This window comes from Edaphobacter flagellatus, assembly GCF_025264665.1.
Lineage (GTDB): Bacteria > Acidobacteriota > Terriglobia > Terriglobales > Acidobacteriaceae > Edaphobacter > Edaphobacter flagellatus.
The window spans coordinates 2625163-2640604 of record NZ_CP073697.1 but is presented as its reverse complement, the minus strand read 5'-3'; the positions used below and the strand labels follow the sequence as shown (position 1 = coordinate 2640604).

Genomic DNA, 15442 nt, shown 5'->3' with positions numbered 1-15442 from the left:
GACAGCTCACAGCGAGGCTAAAGCTTCAGCGTCACCATCGCATCGGCGACCACCTTGTTCCACTTAGCATCCTCGTTGCCGTAGACATCGTGCCAACGCCACCACTTGTAGCGCTCCGTCTTCGGATAGCCCTCCGGCGAATCCTCCCAGTCCTCCTGACGTCCCAGCGGAGTCACATCCAGATAGTTCCACACCGTTCCCATCGCCTCATCGCCACGGTTGTTGATGAAGTACGTGCGGAAGATTCTGTCCTTCTCATCGCGGAAGAAGACATTGTGCCCATGCCACAGGTCGACGCCGAAGTCCTTATCGAAGTCATCCGTAATCGTGTACCAGGGAATCTTCTGCCACCCCATGCGTTCCTTCAGACGAGCGATATTCTCCTGCGATCCGCGCGAAGCATACGCCAGCGACGTGTCCCGTGCATGCAGATGCGAAAGATGCGAAACCTGGTCCGCCCCCAGCGAGCAGCCGACACACGCATGATCCGGCCAGCCATACACATTCGAGTCGTAGAAAGCGCGATACAGCACCAGCTGCCTGCGGCCCTCAAACAGATCGAGCAGCGAAACCTTTCCCTGCGGCCCCTCGAACACATACTCTTTCTCCACCGCGAGCCACGGCATCCTGCGCCGCTCCGCCGCCAGCGCATCGTGGGCACGCATGTGCGCCTTCTCTTTCACCAGCATCTCCTGCCACGCCTTCTGCCACGCCTCCGCCGAAACCACCGGAGGCTTCTTCATCGCTGCGATCTGCTCATTGCTCGTCATGCTTTCCTCCCTCTTTGCGCTCCCGCGCCTTCCTGTTCCAGATCTTCGTGACGGCGAGTGCCGAGATACCGCCCGTCGAGACAGCACCCGCCGCAACCCACATCGCGCTCGCCACGCAGAAGGGGCACATGGCTATTTCCTCGCCCGTGCCACAGCCGCCGCACGAATGCGCTCGATAAAGTGCGACCAGCCTGTATCGACATTGCGCTCATACTCCCCGATCCATCCCATCGAGCGATGCACAAAACGCATGCGCGTCACGCCGTTCTCTTCCGTCAGGCGATATTGCAGATTGTTCGCCGCGGGGTTCGACATAAACAGCGGCCCCGAAATCTCGATCAGCGACGGCGACTTGATCGCCTGCACCGTGCCCCAGAAGTGGCCCGTATTGTTGCCCAGATCGCGATACCACCGCCCGCCGGGCCACGCTTCCAACACCATCGGCATCGGCTTCTCCGGCGTCGAGTTCAACGGCCCCATCTGTTCGAGAATCGTTTCGAACACAATCTCGATCGGCGCAGCGATCTCCTCTTCCTTGATAATCTCGAAGGCTTGCACGACACCTTCCATCACATTGGCTGCCATTACTCCTCCTCGTTTGCTCTCGCTTACTTTTTCTTATCGCCCTGCTTTTTGTTACCGCCGCCATCGTCCATGCGGATCATGCGCTCCAACGCCTTGCGTTCGGCATGCTGCTTAATCTGGCTGACCTGGTGCGTCCAGTAACGCTCAAAGTCCTTCACCCACTCGTACACCGGCTTCAGACCCTCGGCGTTCAACCGGTACATACGATGCTGTCCCCGCTTGATCACCGTCACCGCGCCTGCCTTGCGCAGCGCCCCCAGATGCTTCGAAACCGCAGGCTGAGGAATCTGCATGCGAACGACGATCTCGTTGACGGCATACTCCTGCCCGTCCGACAACACAGCAATCACCTCGCGACGCCGCGGTTCGGCAATCGCTCCGAAGATGTCCGACGGATTAGCCCTTCGTGTCATGCATCCGAATATATTCTTATTTAGGAATATGTCAAGCGCAGACTTTTACCCACCCCTGAAACGCACTTCATAGAAAGCCTTCGTATATACATGGCCAGAGGCGATAAGGGCGTTTATGGGGACTAATCCGGCTGCCCTAGATACCGCACATTCGGACAGGTTTGATCATGCCGTGAGAACATGCTGACATGATCGCCCGATGGAATGAGGAGAAGCCTAGGCAAGGCAAGAATGGCGAACGCTGGAACTTTACATACTGGCATTTGGTCTGGACTTCGGATCGAACGAAAAGTGCCCAGCGGCTATTCTTCTGGAACGAAAAGAAGAGCGAATGCGGCGTGGTTATTTTTCCGCCGGGCAAGACGATACATTACTCCCGAATTAGAAGTCTGATGGAGAAGCTGGTTGCTGACCGAGAACTCAGAACAAAGTATCAACGCGACATTGATTTTCCGTTGGAGCGACACTACCCCGAATACGGCGCTTTTCCTGAGGAACGTCCTGTTGAGCTACAGCAGGGTGATGCTCTTTAGGAATATTCGGGTTCTAGGCCGATCTGATCATTTACGGCGTTCTGGAGCCGCTGCTTGCACCCAAGATAGCGTTCGGTAGTTTGGACTGACACATGGCCTAGGAGAAACTGGATCTGCTCCAGCTCCCCTCCAGCTTGGTGGCAGAGTCGAGCACAAGTGCGCCGGAGATCGTGCGGGGCAATCATACCGATGCCGCAGTCTCGGGCCGTTTCGCGAACAATAGACCAAATCACCTTCGCAGTGAACCCACGACCTTGAACCTTTCCGGTCTTACCGATGGCGCGGAAGAGATTACCGCTTCTGAGCTGCGCGGCGTCTATCCATGCGTCGACCGCCGCCTTCACCCACCTAGGCACAGGGATCGTCCGCATGTGCCGGCCTTTCCCGATGAGGTCTGCAAGCACCCAGTGCTCTTCTCGAAGCTCGAAGTCCTCTATCTTGACGGTCACAAGCTCCGCTCGGCGTAAACCACAGCCGAGGAGCATCGCTATGACGGCATGATTGCGCAGGTCTCTAAGTTGTTTGCCAGAATTAACATCGAGGAGCTTCTTGCCCTGTTCGGCGGTTAGCCAATTCCCAACACGAACTCCTAATCGCTTCGCTCCTTTGACCCGACGAATCCCAGCGGCGAGGTCGGGGCTGAGCAGTCCACAATCCGAAGCCTCGTATGCAAGCCTGCGAACTGCTGCGAGTCTGAGGTTTATCGTTGAGGGCGCGTAGCTACGTTGCTCCAAAGCGATACGATAGCGGGTGACAACGGTTTTGTTGAACGCGAGCCGTGGCTCGGAGCAATACCACTCGATGAAGTCGCGGATGGCGTGCTCGTACGACCGTCGCGAGTTCAAGGACGGAAGGCTGTTGAGGACTGCTGACTTGGAATAATCGAGGTCAGGAAGTTTGAGAACGCTCTTAGGTCTCTTCGCGCTTTTCGCCATACGGACGGCCTCCTAGCCGTCGTAGTAGGCTCGCACCGTACAATTTCTTCATGTCCGACCAAAAGAGCGACGCATTGTCTGAAGCCCTGCCACAGACCCTTTCTCATGGCGCAATTGTTAGGCAAGGTGAGTACGCTTGGGATTTGAATGCATTTCCGGCAGCGCTTCAGAAGGCCCCAGACCTGGGATATGCGTGCTTAGGCGGGCAGTTTTGGTTTCTTCTTTCCGACGGTTCGCTCTATGAGCCTTTCTGGCTCGAAGCCAACTCGGGAGAGCGAGGCGCAAACGAAGCATGGCCAGACTACAAAGCAAGGTCTTGCTCAGAAGTGGCGAAGGCCTTCGAGGCGCTGGTCAAAGAAACGGATTTCGAGAAAGAAGCGGCACAGTTCAAGTCGCTCCAAGTGCCTTTTAGCATTTTGTTCAACGCCTATTTTGTGACTGAGGCTCAACTCGTCAGACTCGGTCTGCAAAGATAGCGCTCATTAGTCCTCATAAGTCGGCTTGTCGGCAGTTAAAGGGGAACTTACACTAAGGCGGGTGCCCCACATAGGGCTTCATCGCCAGATGTGGAAACATGCGCGTGAAAGCGCGAACCGCATCTAGGTAGCCCAAGGCTTCAGCCTTGGGTCTCTTTTGTCCTCGAAATAGCCGCCGCGGTAGCGGCAACCGCTCTGCCGAAGGCGTTTCTCATTACCTAGGGGGCAACGTGAATGGCGAAGGTCACCTGCCAGCCGGCTTCCTAGGCTGGCGCGGCGGTCGTGGAGTTGTGGGTGGTGCTGCACTTCGATAGGCCTGAGAACTTCCCTTGAGCCGAGGCGAAGAACTGCCCTGTGAGACAGTCGTTTGGTGCGCCTAGCGTATGAAGCGGTGAATTGCTTCGTTGGCGTTGTCTTGAAAGGAAGTGTTTTTCAAATCAGTAAAGAAGGTGCTCTGGTCCACCATTTCCCCCGACAGCTTACCCTCTTTGCTGGCATAGAAGACGCCGCTCTTGTAGCGGTCCTCCGAGATGGCATCTACGAAGCGTTTTGCACCCACATCCAGCGTATGCACCATTTCGCCCATCAAGCGAAAGACGATAGGTATCATCACGTAGTTCAACATGAACCGCATTGGAAGTGGAAGACTGTCTGCCGCCCGAGTTCCTTTTGTATTTCCTGGGCTCACAACAACAACTTTGAGCCTGGGATACCTTCTTGCCATGGACAAGGCCCACATGGTCTCTACGTACTTGACATAGGAGTATGCATTCAGTGCCACGAATGTCTTCCCAAAATATGATCCATCAAGGACAGCAGCGAACTCATCGACAGACGAAGTGCTCATTGAGACTCGTTTTACTCCGAGCATCTTTACGCCCGGAACAGCTTCGGCACTGACCGCTAGAATCGCCTTCCTCAACTTGTCCCGTTTGATCAATTCATCCACTAGGACCACATTGCCTAGAATGTTCGTAGCAGCTAATTGATTCATCCCGGAAGGCGTAGAGTTCGCAGCAGTTTTCCCGATCACTCCACCTGCATTCAAGACGACCGCATCAACCGGTTCCCTGAGGTCTTCCACCGCTCTTCTTACGGAATCTGCATCCGTGACATCCCCGATAACGATTTCAAAGATCCGTTTCCCCGTGTTCTCCTCAAGCTCTTTCATTGCTGCCGCTGCCCTCGCTCGATTTCTGCAAAACAGGATTACCCTTTTTGTCTCTTGTTTCCATGCGAACTGTCGGGCAGTCTCTTTCCCAAGACCGGCATTTGCGCCGGTGATCAAGACACTTTCGATCATGTTCTTCTCCTTCTTAGGTAGTTGGTTCCTTGCGGAAGTCGAGCAGTCGAGCGCACGTTCCTACGCGGAAACCACCTCGGCAATGGGCAGTAGGCTCGGAAGAGCGAGGCCAAACCCAATTTGCGATTAACGAACTATTTGGTTGTATATTGGTGAGAGAGACGTGTCAAGGAGTTTTGAACTAAATGGTTGAAAATGTCGCAAGGCCGCGAGGACGGCCGCGCAGCTTCGACGAGACGGCGGCGATCGAAAAGGCGACCCAGGTCTTCTGGTCGAAGGGCTATGACGGAGTGACCATTGACGATCTCGTCGCCGGGATGGGCGTGGGACGGCCCAGCCTGTATGCCGTCTTTGGGGACAAACGCGCGATCTTCTTGCGCGTCCTCAGGGCGTACGCAGAAAGGAAGGGCGCACTCGCCGCGAAGGCACTCCTCTCGCCACAGACGCTTCGCGACTCAATCGCGAGCTTCCTCAGGTACAACGTCGAGAGTGCGACCGAGAAAGGGTCCGCCCGCGGCTGCCTTCTGATTTGCGTCGCGCCGCTTGTGAACGATGCTGAGGTTCAACGTTTCTTGCAAAGCGCAGCTACGGGCGGGGCGGCGCTGCTCGAGCGCCGTTTTCGCGATGCGATCAGCGCGGGAGAGATCCCATCTGACTTTCCCGTAGCTGCGCGCGCGATCCAGGTCACCGATCTAGCGCGTGGGCTGACCATGCGCGCTCAAATAGGAACGCCACGCAAGACGCTGCTCAAAGATGCTGAAGATGCGACCGACTTGGTGCTCCTGCCGTAGCGCATCTGACGGGTCATCGGAAACAATCCCCTCATAGGGTAGGGGTTTAGGCTCGTCCGGAGCGAAGTGCAGAAACCTGTCCAGTGCAAATGCTATATGTCTCGCGACCTGACCTCCTGCAGCCGTTCTGATATCGGGACACAAACTGTTCCAGCCTTTCGCAGGAGTGCATCCACTCGCCGTCAGCAGCAGGTGAGTTGGTATCAACGAGCGAAAATCGCTCATGCACTTACCGCCGCCCGATTAGTAACGACCCACGCCCACTGCAGCGAAAACCCTGTCAAGCCCCCACAAACCCAAAAATCAACACAAACAACACATTCCAAACCACATAGGGAACAGGACAAAGTTGCCGATAAGTTTCCCTCCACCCGCTAAAATTAAAACAGCACAAAGAAAAAGAATAAAGATACCGGACGGAATCTCAGGATGCAGTCCGGATGGATCTCTTTTATTTCCAATATTTTGCATGGTAAACCATCTAGAATCAGTATTTTACGCGGCAAGCACTAGCCTAAGCCATTTATTGTCAATATTTTAGACAAATCCATAGGGGGGGGAGGGGCAAGGCAGCCAGGCGTCACACAGCATCATCTGCGAGAATCTCTAAGACAACTCCCTCAAGGACTCTCGATGCGTCGCATTCTCGCCCTGGCAATCCTCATCCTTACTGCCTCCTTCTCCCGCGCCCAGCAGCAGACACCTCCGCTCGCCGGCATCGCGCACATCGCCATTCGCGTCCGCTCCCTCGACGCCGCGCGCGAGTTCTACAACAAGCTCGGCTTCGAAGAAGCCTTCTCGCTCACCGGCAAAGATGGCAAGGTCAACGAGAGCTTCATCAAGATCAACGACCACCAGTTCCTCGAGCTCTATCCGTCCAACCCCGATAATCCGAAGCAGGCTTCCGTCGGTTTCCTCCACGTCTGCTTCGAAGGTATCGACCTCGAAGCCATCCACGACGATTACGTCGCGCACGGCCTCACGCCCACCAGCGTTCGCAAGGCCGGAGCCGGCAACCTGCTCTTCACTCTCGCCGGTCCCATCGACGCCAACGGGGCGGCGCAGAATATCGAGTACACGCAGTATCAGCCTGGCTCGCTGCACTCCAACGATCAGGGCAAACACGTTGCAGAAGATCGTGTCGGCGACACCATCTTCTCGGTTGCCCTCGCCATGCGCGATCCCGACACCGCGCGCGACTTCTACCTCAACCAGCTCTCCTTCAAATCCATCGCCGGCGACCCAATGTTCCTCCACATGCCCGGCAACTCCGGTCAGGAAGTCGAGATCACGACCGCAGCATCGCTCGGAGCCAAGGCTCGCTTCATCCTGCGAACCTCCAGCCTCAGCAAATCCGCGCGCATCCTTCATAAACACGAGATGAAGGCGCTCAAGTCCAACGACACACTGACCGTCTCTGATCCCGACGGCAACCAGATCATGATCCGTCAATAATCGCGGAAACAGACATGACGGTTGCAGAAGCCATCCAATCCGCGGCGCAGCGACTTGCCGCAGATCCTCACCTCAGCGACACTGCGCGACGCGACGCTGAGCTACTCCTGCTGCACGTCGCAAACATCTCGAAAGCAGCCCTCATCGCCGATCCCGCACGCGAACTTGCCGCCGAACAAGTCTCCGCCTACGAAACCGCCATCACACGTCGCCTGCGCCACGAACCCATCCAATACATCACTGGCACGCAGGAGTTCTTCGGCCTCACATTCACCGTCACGCCCGCTGTCCTCATCCCGCGCCCTGAAACCGAACACCTCATCGAGACAGTGCTCGAACGCCTGCCGCACGATCGACCAACCCATATAGTCGATGTCGGCACCGGTTCCGGAGCCATCGCCATCGCGCTCGCCGTCCACCTGCCGCAGGCGAACATCACCGCCGTCGATCTCTCACCAGCCGCGCTCGACGTCGCTCGCAGCAATACACGAACGCACGGCCTCGACGCACGCATCCGCTTCGTCCTCTCCGATCTGCTCAACGCCCTCTCCTCGGAGCCAACTTACGGACACCTCGACGCCATCGTCAGCAATCCGCCTTACGTCCCCAGCTTCGACGCCCCGCAGCTCCATCCTCAGGTACGCGAACACGAACCCACCCAGGCGCTCTTCGCCGGTCCAGACGGCCTGGATATCTACCGCCGCCTGATCCCGCAGGCTCACGCCGCTCTCAAATCCGGCGGCCTGCTCGCGATGGAGATCGGCCACGGCCAGCGCGACGCACTCACCATCCTGCTTTCGCCGTGGAAAAACGTTTGCTTCCTCGATGATCTGCAAGGCATTCCGCGTGTCGTTCTGGCCATCAGGTAACAATTCCTAGCTAACGTTGAGGAAGTCTGTTTTCCATATTGCCTTCGTTTGGCTTCCAAGATTTGTTGTTTATTGGTCTGACCTATCAGATGAATCTGTATCTTTTTCATATCTATTCAGAGCGCATTTTCGTTGACAGCGCTGCAATCATCTCCCTATAGTCCAGACGCAGCTAAAGAGTCGGTTTTTCATGCAATCTATCGTGCAGAACAACCAACCAGCAACTTACTTCTGAGGCCAGACCCATGTTTTCAAAGAGAGTAATTGGACAGTCCAATAAGCTTTTCCTCCCGCTCTTATTGTTACTTCTGACATCAACCACAGGCCGCCTCCTGGCGCAGGCCGCAGGCACCGCCAGCATCCAGGGAACCGTCACCGACTCCACTGGCGCAGCCGTGGCCAACGCGACGGTAACACTGACCCAGACAGCCACCGGCACAGCCCGCACCACGACCAGCGACGGACAGGGCGTCTACGCAGTACCGAACTTCCCCGTCGGCCCCTATTCGCTCTCGGTCACTGCATCGGGCTTTCAGTCGTTTACGCAGACCGGTGTCCTTGAGGTCGGTAACAACATCTCCATCGACCCGCACCTGAAGGTCGGCAGCGCCAGCGAGCATGTTGAAGTCCAGGCCTCGGGCGTCGCGCTTGAGACCGAGACCAGCACCTTCAAGCAGGTCATCGATTCCAAACGCATCACCGAGATGCCCCTCAACGGACGCCAGGCCACACAGCTTGTGCTTGTCTCCGGCGGAGCGGTTACGGCTCCCTCAGGCGATATGGTCGGTTCGAAGAACTATGCCAGCTCTGTCGTCATCGCTGTCGCCGGTAGCCAGGGTAACTACAACAACTACGTGCTCGACGGCGGCTACCACACAGACAACTTCACCAACGTAAACCTGCCCTATCCCTTCCCGGACGCACTGCGTGAGTTTTCCGTCGAATCGAACTCACTGCCCGCCCGCAGCGGCGTCCATCCTGGCGCGCTGGTCAACGTCGTCACCAACACCGGCACGAATCAGTGGCACGGCACAGTCTTCGACTTCCTGCGTAACAACATCATCAACGCAACCAACTTCTTCTCCACTTCGAAGGACACCGTCAAACGCAACCAGTTCGGCGGAACGCTCGGTGGAAAGATCATTACCGACAAGCTGTTCTTTTTCGGCGGCTATCAGGGAACACGAGAGCACAAGACCTCCAGCTCCACTGGTTACTGCGTCCCCACTGCGGCGATGCTGCAAGGCGACTTCAGCCAGATGCCCTCAAGCTCCAGTGGCGTACCTTGTGCGCAATCCACGGCAGCCTTCAAGGATCCCATCACCGGTGTCGCTACACCTAGCCGCAAAATTCCCGTCTCAGAGTTCAGCCCGGCAGCACAGAACCTCATCAAAATGCTTCCTCTTTCGCAGGCGGACGCCAATGGCCGGGTCAACATCGCACTGCCCGGCAACAACACCGAAGACCAGTACATCGGCCGTGTCGACTATACCTGGAGCCAGCGGCACAACATGTTTGGTCGCTACTACCTGACCAACTACTATGCGCCAAACTACTATTCGCCCACCAATATTCTGCTAACCACTACAGCCGGCAACAATGAGCGCGTGCAGAGTTTCACACTGGGCGATACCTTCATCATCAACCCACGCATGGTTAATACTTTCCACGGAACCTACTCCCGCCGCCGCAATAACCGCGGACCGACGGCAGGCGGCATTAATGCCAACACACTTGGCATTAAGATCTTCCTCTATACGCCAATCGATCTGCGCATTCAGATGAATGGTGGATTCAACACAGGCTGCGGAACCTGCGCGCCTGGCTATTTCAATGTCAACACGGAGCATTTCGCCGACGACATCGACTGGCTAATCGGCAAACACCAGATCGCAATCGGCGGCGAGTTTATTCGCACGGGCGACAATACACGTACAGGCTATCTCTTCAATGGCAGCTACTCCTTCGGCGGTGCGGCTTCTGGTGAGGTCCTGGCTGACTTCCTTGCCGGGCAGATGACCACTTACGGAACATCTTTCGCCTTCAGCCAGAGCCGTACACAAGACACCACGTACCGTCAGAATGTTTTCGGCATGTATGCACAGGACACCTGGCATATGATGCCAAACCTTACTGTCAACTACGGAGTTCGTTGGGAACCCAATCTTTACCAGGTCGATAAATTTGGACGCGGCGCTACCTTCAATCAGGCTGCATTCAACGCCAATCAACACTCCACGCGATTCCCCAACGCTCCAGCTGGCGCGTTCTATTACGGCGACTCCGGTGTTCCCAAGTCATTCACCAGCAACCAGTGGGCGAACGTTTCGCCTCGTGTGGCGATGACGCTTGATCCGTTCGGAAATGGCAAAACGGTCTTCCGCGCCGGAGGAGCTCTGATGTATGACACGCCATCGCTCTATACCTCGCAGCGCGTCGCATCCAATCCGCCATTCGTCAACGAGATCGATCTCACGGGCCAGACCCCGTTCGACGAGCCGTGGCGCGGCTATCCCGGCGGCGATCCATTCCCCGGAGTCTTCCCACCTAACGCCAGCTCCACATTCCCCACCAATACACTGTGGGTGTTGCTGCAGAAAAAGATGAAGACACCGGTCATCTACCAGTGGAACGCCAGCGTGCAGCAGGACCTTGGCCGCGGCTGGATGTTCTCCATCAACTACCTCGGCAACCAGCAGGCGCATCAGTGGCTTGGCAATGGCGTCAATGCCGCTATCTACATTCCTGGCAATTGGAGTGGGCCGGGTTCATGTCAGGGAATGCCGCAAATCGTCGTTCCAACCGCGTCGAATCCTAATGCCCTCTATCCAGCAAAGGTTGGCGATCCCTGCTCTTCCACCAGCAATCCCAATGCTCGTACGCCTCTAACACTGACCAACAGCACTCAAGGACAGGGTTACAGCCCAACCATGACGCTGATCACTGACGGCGGAACTACCAGCTATCACGGTCTGCTCACCGCCATCCAGCACCGTATGAGCAACAACTTCAGCTTCCTGGCCAACTACACCTGGTCGAAGTGCATGGCCGTCGCCGATAACCCGGGCGATATTGCCGGACCCGCCTTCGAGCACACCCTGAACCCACGGCTCGATCGCGGCCCCTGCGGCTTCGACGTGCGTCACATCTTCAACACCTCGGTGGTCGCCTCCAGCCACTTCCATTCGATGCAGGGCTGGAAGGGAGCGCTGGTCAACAACTGGCAAGTCGCTCCTCTGATCCGTATCCTCTCGGGTGCAGTGCTCAATGTCACCTCGGGCACTGACAACTCGCGCACCGGCATTGGGCTCGACCGGCCGAATCTGGTTTCGGGAGCAGTTGTTTATACCGGAAACAAGATTCAGCAGAAAGCCAACCTCGGCTATCTCAACAAGGCAGCGTTCAGTCAGAACGCTACCGGAACGTATGGCAATCTCTCGCGTAACGCTTTCCGTCAACCGAACTACTATAACGTCGATATGTCGGTAAGCCGCATCTTCCCGGTGCATGAGCGGCTTAACTTCCAGCTTCGCATGGAAGCATTCAATGTCCTGAACCATCCCAACCTCAATGCGTTCAGCACCGCGCTGAACAGCAGTTCGTTCGGTAACGCCACTGGCGCCGCCGACCCACGCATCTTCCAATTGGCTGGAAAGTTCACCTTCTAGCTTGCTGTAACTCGCTGAAAGGAAAAGACGGCTATCTCCCGGAAGAGACAGCCGCCTTTTCGTTTTCTTGAAACTAAACTACCCTGTGTCTGCGTCAAACAGGACACGATGACTAAGGCTCAACTACAAGAGCATCTCCATTCTCTTGAAGAACGTCTGCTGCACCCGGATCGCGAGACGAACCGCAACGACTTGTCGAATCTACTCGCGCCGGAGTTCAAGGAGTTCTGTACGACGGGACGCATCTTCAATGTCAATCAGTTGCAGCAGGCCTTGATCGACAGTTCTCCGCGTGCCGCCACGATGAGCCACTTCTACGTCACCGTGCTCGGCGATACGGCTGCCCTGGCCACCTATCACATCACCACGGATAACTCGACCTCGCACCACTCCAGCATCTGGGTGCTGCGCGGCAATCAATGGCAGATGCTTTTCCACCAGGGGACGATCGCAGCCTGAGGTTCTACGAAGGCTCGTAGTCCCGCCGCTCCCACTCGCGCTCCCGGTACGGACGATCGACTTCATCGCTCCGGTCGTCCTTCTCATGCCACCGACGGCGCTGCTCCTGTTCTTCGCGTTCTTCTCGTCCGTCGCTCACGACTTCTTCTCCTCGTGATACTCCTGCTCGGTGTTGATCTCCCACAGCGCGGCCTTGTCTACCTTGCCTGTAGCCAGACCATCGACAACGCTCATCGCCGTCAGCATACTATGGTCCTGGTTGTTGTACTTGTGCATGCCGTTGCGGCCAATGAGAAACAGGTTCTGGAAGCTATCGGTGAAAGCGCGGAGCTCATCGAACCGCGAATACGTGCCGAAGTATGCCGGGTATGTCTTCGGCACACGAACCACGTGCGCATCGCTGACGTCGCCAGCATTCACGATGCCGATCTTTGCCACCTCAGCAATGGCGAACTTCTTTAGATCGTCGTCCGGCATCTTCCATAGGTCGTCCGTCTCGTAGCAGAAATACTCCAGCCCGATCCATACCTTCGAAGGATCGGCGACAAGATACGGGCTCCAGTTGTTGAAGATTTGTAACCGCCCCAGGAGCACGTCCGGCTCCTGGACATAAATCCACGTGTCTTTCAACAAGTCGCCATCCGGCTCCTGCACCTTGAGCCTATCGACCAGCAGACCGACCGTGATAAAGTCGCGATACTCCAGCCCCTCACTCACCTCACGCACATTCGCAGGTGTGGGAGCGTCCATCGCACGCACGAGATCGCGCATCGGCATCGTCGAAAAGAAATAGTCACCCGCAAACGTTCTGCGCTCGCCCGTATCATTCACCGCTTCAATCGAGACGACGCTATTGCCCTCACAATGCAGCTTATCCACCTTCCAGCTCATGTGGATCTCGCCGCCTTTAGCAATCACCTGATCGGCCACATGCTCCCACAGCTGACCAGGGCCGAACTTCGGATACATGAACCGTTCGATCAGGCTTGTGTCCGTGCCCTTTTGCGCGATATCGCCTTTGTTGCCGCCGGCAAATGTTTTTTTTATGAAGTGCTTTACCGCCGTCGTCAGGCTCAGGCCCTTGATGCGTTGCGCTCCCCATTCCGCCGAGATCTTGTCACATGGCGTACCCCACACCTTCTCCGTGTAGCTCTTGAAGAACGTCAGATAAAGCTGACGGCCGAAGCGATTGATCAGGAAGTCTTCGAGGCTCTTCTCCGGCGTGATCTTTCTGACCTGCGATAGCAGATAGCTGACGCCTACCTTCGCCGTACGCACCGCGCCGAGATTACCCAGCGTTGTGCCCGTCAGCGTAATGGGATAGTCGAAGAATTTACGCAGGTAGTAAATGCGGCTCTTGCGTGGCCGGATCAGCATAACGAGATCGGGGTTCACGGGCTCATGCGTCACCACAGTCTCCGTGCGGCCAGGAGATGCTTCTTCACCCGCCTGAGCCTCATCATGCGTCAGCGGTCCCATACCGCGTAGCGGTGGGTGCTCCGGCTGATCGATGGGGACTTCGACGACGCGCTGCTTGCCCTGATAGCTGATGACTGCATCTTCTGCAGTCTCAGGAGGCATCAGGTCGATCCACCACTGCATCACACGGTCGCTCTTGGAGAAGAAGCGGTGTCCGCCGATATCCATGCGGTAGCCTTTGTAGCGGATCGTGCGCGAGATGCCGCCGATCTCGTTGCTGGCTTCCAACACAATCGGCCGGATATCGGTCCTGCGCAGCAACTCCAACGCTGCAGTCAGGCCTGCAGGACCGGCTCCAATAATCACTGCGGTCCGCATCGGCTTGTTATCCATCAAATCCAGAACGAATGGCCTCCCGGTCGACAGGGACACCCATGTCGCAGATTCATCGTAACAAGCCTTTCTTTATATCTCTCTGAAGACATGGACGGGCATAGAACCTCAAAAGACCCTCCGTATCGAGAGTCTGCTGAAGTTCCTTCTTTTTAGCCCGATGATCAGGCTGCTTTTTTCTTCTGCATCAGACGTGCGATTCGCTTGCCAAGGTGCAGAGACGGATCTTCTACCAGACGATGGAACAGGTCGGCGACAACCAATGCGCTTCCGATATAGATCAGGATGAGCACAGGCAAAGGTACTCGGCCATAGAGTAGATTGAGCTCAGTAAACAACACCGTTCCATGAACCAGGTAGAGGCTGTAGGAGATCTTGCCCAGATATTCGGCAGGCGCCGCACGCAAGCCAAGCCGCAGACGCGGCTGCTGGACAAGCTGGATCAGGCCGCAAGCCCCCAGCATGATCGACAGGTCGATCTCACGCTGCGACAGGCGCGGAACTGCAGCTGCCTCCCAATACACAGCAAGGGAAAGCCATAGAGCACACCACAGCGCCCAGCCCGGGAGACGGTTCAACAGGTTCTCCAATGCTCCGCGTTCACGAGCCAACGCCGCACCAGCAACGAAAAATATCGCGTAGTAGAAACCTAATGCCACCGAGTTGCCGGACAGGTTTCCTTTATTGGTGAAGCCTGCAATCCCGATGAGCAGACACGTCAGCAGCACACCGGAATGACGGCCTGTCCTCGAAATCAGCCAGCAGAGAAACGGAAAGACAATCGACATCTCCATCTCATACCGGAGCGACCAGAAGGCCGTATTCCACACTGGCTCCGTCGACATCAATATCTGCTGGATGACCAGATGCGTACTGAAAGGCGTCTGCCACGTTTTATAGAACCAGGGAGTCAACGGCAGCCTGGAGCCCAGAAAGACCCAGCAACCAAGCGCGGAGAGCGCTGCTGCCGCCAGATACGGCAGATAGATTCGTGAGAACCGGCGGATAAGATACTCGGGATACGCTGAGGTACGCTGCGTCCATGCAGGGAGCGAAAGCACATAGCCGCTCAGCACGAAGAAAAGAATGACTGCTTCATGCCCTGCAAAGAAGGGGCGCAGGTACCAGGCAGGCTCATGGGGGTTGAAAGCGCATCGACCGTGATAGAAAACGACCGTCAGCGCAGCCACACCGCGCAAGGAATCCAGCTCGGTGATCCTCAGGGTCCATCCTGACCGTGAACTCTGATTGTTAGGCTTTGCCGGACTGCTCAGAGAAGGCATACGTCGAGCATATCGTCTCTGCGTTATCGTGATGGACAAACAATGGATGAAACGCTCTTGGAGGACACGAACAAAGCCGGAGTCCCTTTC

At 56.4% G+C, this 15442-nt stretch carries 16 protein-coding genes; 7 read left to right on the top strand and 9 right to left on the bottom strand.

The window, feature by feature from the left end:
- Positions 1 to 17: 17 nt before the first annotated feature.
- Genes KFE13_RS11015 through KFE13_RS11000 form a run of 4 tightly spaced genes read right to left on the bottom strand, consistent with a single transcriptional unit; the run spans position 18 to position 1768 of the window.
- Complete coding sequence (locus tag KFE13_RS11015) at positions 18 to 770, bottom strand: DUF899 domain-containing protein (protein ID WP_260703174.1); 753 nt, start codon at positions 768 to 770, stop codon at positions 18 to 20.
- The gene (locus KFE13_RS11010) at positions 757 to 900 is read right to left on the bottom strand and encodes a hypothetical protein (RefSeq protein WP_260703173.1); all 144 of its coding nucleotides are present in this window, start codon (positions 898 to 900) and stop codon (positions 757 to 759) included. The genes KFE13_RS11015 and KFE13_RS11010 overlap by 14 nt, the downstream gene beginning before the upstream one ends.
- Positions 901 to 902: 2 nt before the next feature.
- Complete coding sequence (locus tag KFE13_RS11005; protein WP_260703172.1) at positions 903 to 1355, bottom strand: SRPBCC family protein; 453 nt, start codon at positions 1353 to 1355, stop codon at positions 903 to 905.
- 23 nt (positions 1356 to 1378) lie between these two features.
- Complete coding sequence (locus tag KFE13_RS11000) at positions 1379 to 1768, bottom strand: ArsR/SmtB family transcription factor (RefSeq protein ID WP_260703171.1); 390 nt, start codon at positions 1766 to 1768, stop codon at positions 1379 to 1381.
- 188 nt (positions 1769 to 1956) lie between these two features.
- Here KFE13_RS11000 and KFE13_RS10995 point away from each other — a divergent pair, with 188 nt between their 5' ends.
- Positions 1957 to 2301, top strand: coding sequence for a hypothetical protein (locus tag KFE13_RS10995; RefSeq protein ID WP_260703170.1), 345 nt, complete (start codon positions 1957 to 1959; stop codon positions 2299 to 2301).
- Here the strand turns inward: KFE13_RS10995 and KFE13_RS10990 are convergent.
- A complete protein-coding gene (locus KFE13_RS10990) occupies positions 2298 to 3236 on the bottom strand; it encodes a tyrosine-type recombinase/integrase (protein WP_260703169.1) in 939 nt (312 codons plus the stop codon). The genes KFE13_RS10995 and KFE13_RS10990 overlap by 4 nt on opposite strands.
- Positions 3237 to 3310: 74 nt before the next feature.
- Here KFE13_RS10990 and KFE13_RS10985 point away from each other — a divergent pair, with 74 nt between their 5' ends.
- The gene (locus KFE13_RS10985; RefSeq protein WP_260703168.1) at positions 3311 to 3712 is read left to right on the top strand and encodes a hypothetical protein; all 402 of its coding nucleotides are present in this window, start codon (positions 3311 to 3313) and stop codon (positions 3710 to 3712) included.
- Between the two features lie 376 nt (positions 3713 to 4088).
- Here the strand turns inward: KFE13_RS10985 and KFE13_RS10980 are convergent, their stop codons facing one another.
- Positions 4089 to 5015 carry an SDR family NAD(P)-dependent oxidoreductase gene (locus tag KFE13_RS10980; protein WP_260703167.1) on the bottom strand — a complete coding sequence of 309 codons (927 nt, stop codon included), beginning with the start codon at positions 5013 to 5015 and terminating at the stop codon, positions 4089 to 4091.
- Positions 5016 to 5200: 185 nt separating this feature from the next.
- Between KFE13_RS10980 and KFE13_RS10975 the strand changes: the two genes are divergently transcribed.
- The 5 genes from KFE13_RS10975 to KFE13_RS10955 all read left to right on the top strand — a co-directional run bounded on the left by KFE13_RS10975 (position 5201) and on the right by KFE13_RS10955 (position 12257).
- Positions 5201 to 5806 carry a TetR/AcrR family transcriptional regulator gene (locus KFE13_RS10975; RefSeq protein WP_260703166.1) on the top strand — a complete coding sequence of 202 codons (606 nt, stop codon included), beginning with the start codon at positions 5201 to 5203 and terminating at the stop codon, positions 5804 to 5806.
- A gap of 633 nt (positions 5807 to 6439) precedes the next feature.
- On the top strand, positions 6440 to 7261 hold the full coding sequence (locus tag KFE13_RS10970) for a VOC family protein (protein ID WP_260703165.1): 822 nt from the start codon (positions 6440 to 6442) through the stop codon (positions 7259 to 7261).
- Between the two features lie 14 nt (positions 7262 to 7275).
- A complete protein-coding gene (gene prmC, locus KFE13_RS10965) occupies positions 7276 to 8130 on the top strand; it encodes a peptide chain release factor N(5)-glutamine methyltransferase (protein WP_260703164.1) in 855 nt (284 codons plus the stop codon).
- A gap of 245 nt (positions 8131 to 8375) precedes the next feature.
- Positions 8376 to 11798 (top strand): TonB-dependent receptor, encoded by a 3423-nt coding sequence (locus tag KFE13_RS10960; RefSeq protein WP_260703163.1) that lies wholly within the window; start codon positions 8376 to 8378, stop codon positions 11796 to 11798.
- A gap of 108 nt (positions 11799 to 11906) precedes the next feature.
- Complete coding sequence (locus KFE13_RS10955; protein WP_260703162.1) at positions 11907 to 12257, top strand: nuclear transport factor 2 family protein; 351 nt, start codon at positions 11907 to 11909, stop codon at positions 12255 to 12257.
- A gap of 4 nt (positions 12258 to 12261) precedes the next feature.
- Here KFE13_RS10955 and KFE13_RS10950 read toward each other — a convergent pair whose 3' ends face one another.
- The 3 genes from KFE13_RS10950 to KFE13_RS10940 form a co-directional block, all read right to left on the bottom strand.
- The gene (locus KFE13_RS10950) at positions 12262 to 12396 is read right to left on the bottom strand and encodes a hypothetical protein (RefSeq protein WP_260703161.1); all 135 of its coding nucleotides are present in this window, start codon (positions 12394 to 12396) and stop codon (positions 12262 to 12264) included.
- Positions 12393 to 14054, bottom strand: coding sequence for an NAD(P)/FAD-dependent oxidoreductase (locus KFE13_RS10945; RefSeq protein ID WP_260703160.1), 1662 nt, complete (start codon positions 14052 to 14054; stop codon positions 12393 to 12395). The genes KFE13_RS10950 and KFE13_RS10945 overlap by 4 nt, the downstream gene beginning before the upstream one ends.
- Positions 14055 to 14233: 179 nt before the next feature.
- Positions 14234 to 15352 carry an acyltransferase family protein gene (locus KFE13_RS10940; protein WP_260703159.1) on the bottom strand — a complete coding sequence of 373 codons (1119 nt, stop codon included), beginning with the start codon at positions 15350 to 15352 and terminating at the stop codon, positions 14234 to 14236.
- Positions 15353 to 15442: the final 90 nt, after the last annotated feature.

Excerpts from the sequence above, each read along its gene's own strand:
- KFE13_RS10940 (WP_260703159.1), bottom strand. The coding sequence starts at position 15,352 with ATGCCTTCTCTGAGCAGTCCGGCAAAGCCTAACAATCAGAGTTCACGG.
- KFE13_RS10995 (WP_260703170.1), top strand. The coding sequence starts at position 1,957 with ATGATCGCCCGATGGAATGAGGAGAAGCCTAGGCAAGGCAAGAATGGC.
- KFE13_RS10955 (WP_260703162.1), top strand. The coding sequence starts at position 11,907 with ATGACTAAGGCTCAACTACAAGAGCATCTCCATTCTCTTGAAGAACGT.
- KFE13_RS10970 (WP_260703165.1), top strand. The coding sequence starts at position 6,440 with ATGCGTCGCATTCTCGCCCTGGCAATCCTCATCCTTACTGCCTCCTTC.
- KFE13_RS10945 (WP_260703160.1), bottom strand. The coding sequence starts at position 14,054 with ATGCGGACCGCAGTGATTATTGGAGCCGGTCCTGCAGGCCTGACTGCA.
- KFE13_RS11005 (WP_260703172.1), bottom strand. The coding sequence starts at position 1,355 with ATGGCAGCCAATGTGATGGAAGGTGTCGTGCAAGCCTTCGAGATTATC.
- KFE13_RS10960 (WP_260703163.1), top strand. The coding sequence starts at position 8,376 with ATGTTTTCAAAGAGAGTAATTGGACAGTCCAATAAGCTTTTCCTCCCG.
- KFE13_RS11000 (WP_260703171.1), bottom strand. The coding sequence starts at position 1,768 with ATGACACGAAGGGCTAATCCGTCGGACATCTTCGGAGCGATTGCCGAA.
- prmC (WP_260703164.1), top strand. The coding sequence starts at position 7,276 with ATGACGGTTGCAGAAGCCATCCAATCCGCGGCGCAGCGACTTGCCGCA.
- KFE13_RS10980 (WP_260703167.1), bottom strand. The coding sequence starts at position 5,015 with ATGATCGAAAGTGTCTTGATCACCGGCGCAAATGCCGGTCTTGGGAAA.
- KFE13_RS10990 (WP_260703169.1), bottom strand. The coding sequence starts at position 3,236 with ATGGCGAAAAGCGCGAAGAGACCTAAGAGCGTTCTCAAACTTCCTGAC.
- KFE13_RS11010 (WP_260703173.1), bottom strand. The coding sequence starts at position 900 with ATGTGCCCCTTCTGCGTGGCGAGCGCGATGTGGGTTGCGGCGGGTGCT.
- KFE13_RS10975 (WP_260703166.1), top strand. The coding sequence starts at position 5,201 with ATGGTTGAAAATGTCGCAAGGCCGCGAGGACGGCCGCGCAGCTTCGAC.
- KFE13_RS11015 (WP_260703174.1), bottom strand. The coding sequence starts at position 770 with ATGACGAGCAATGAGCAGATCGCAGCGATGAAGAAGCCTCCGGTGGTT.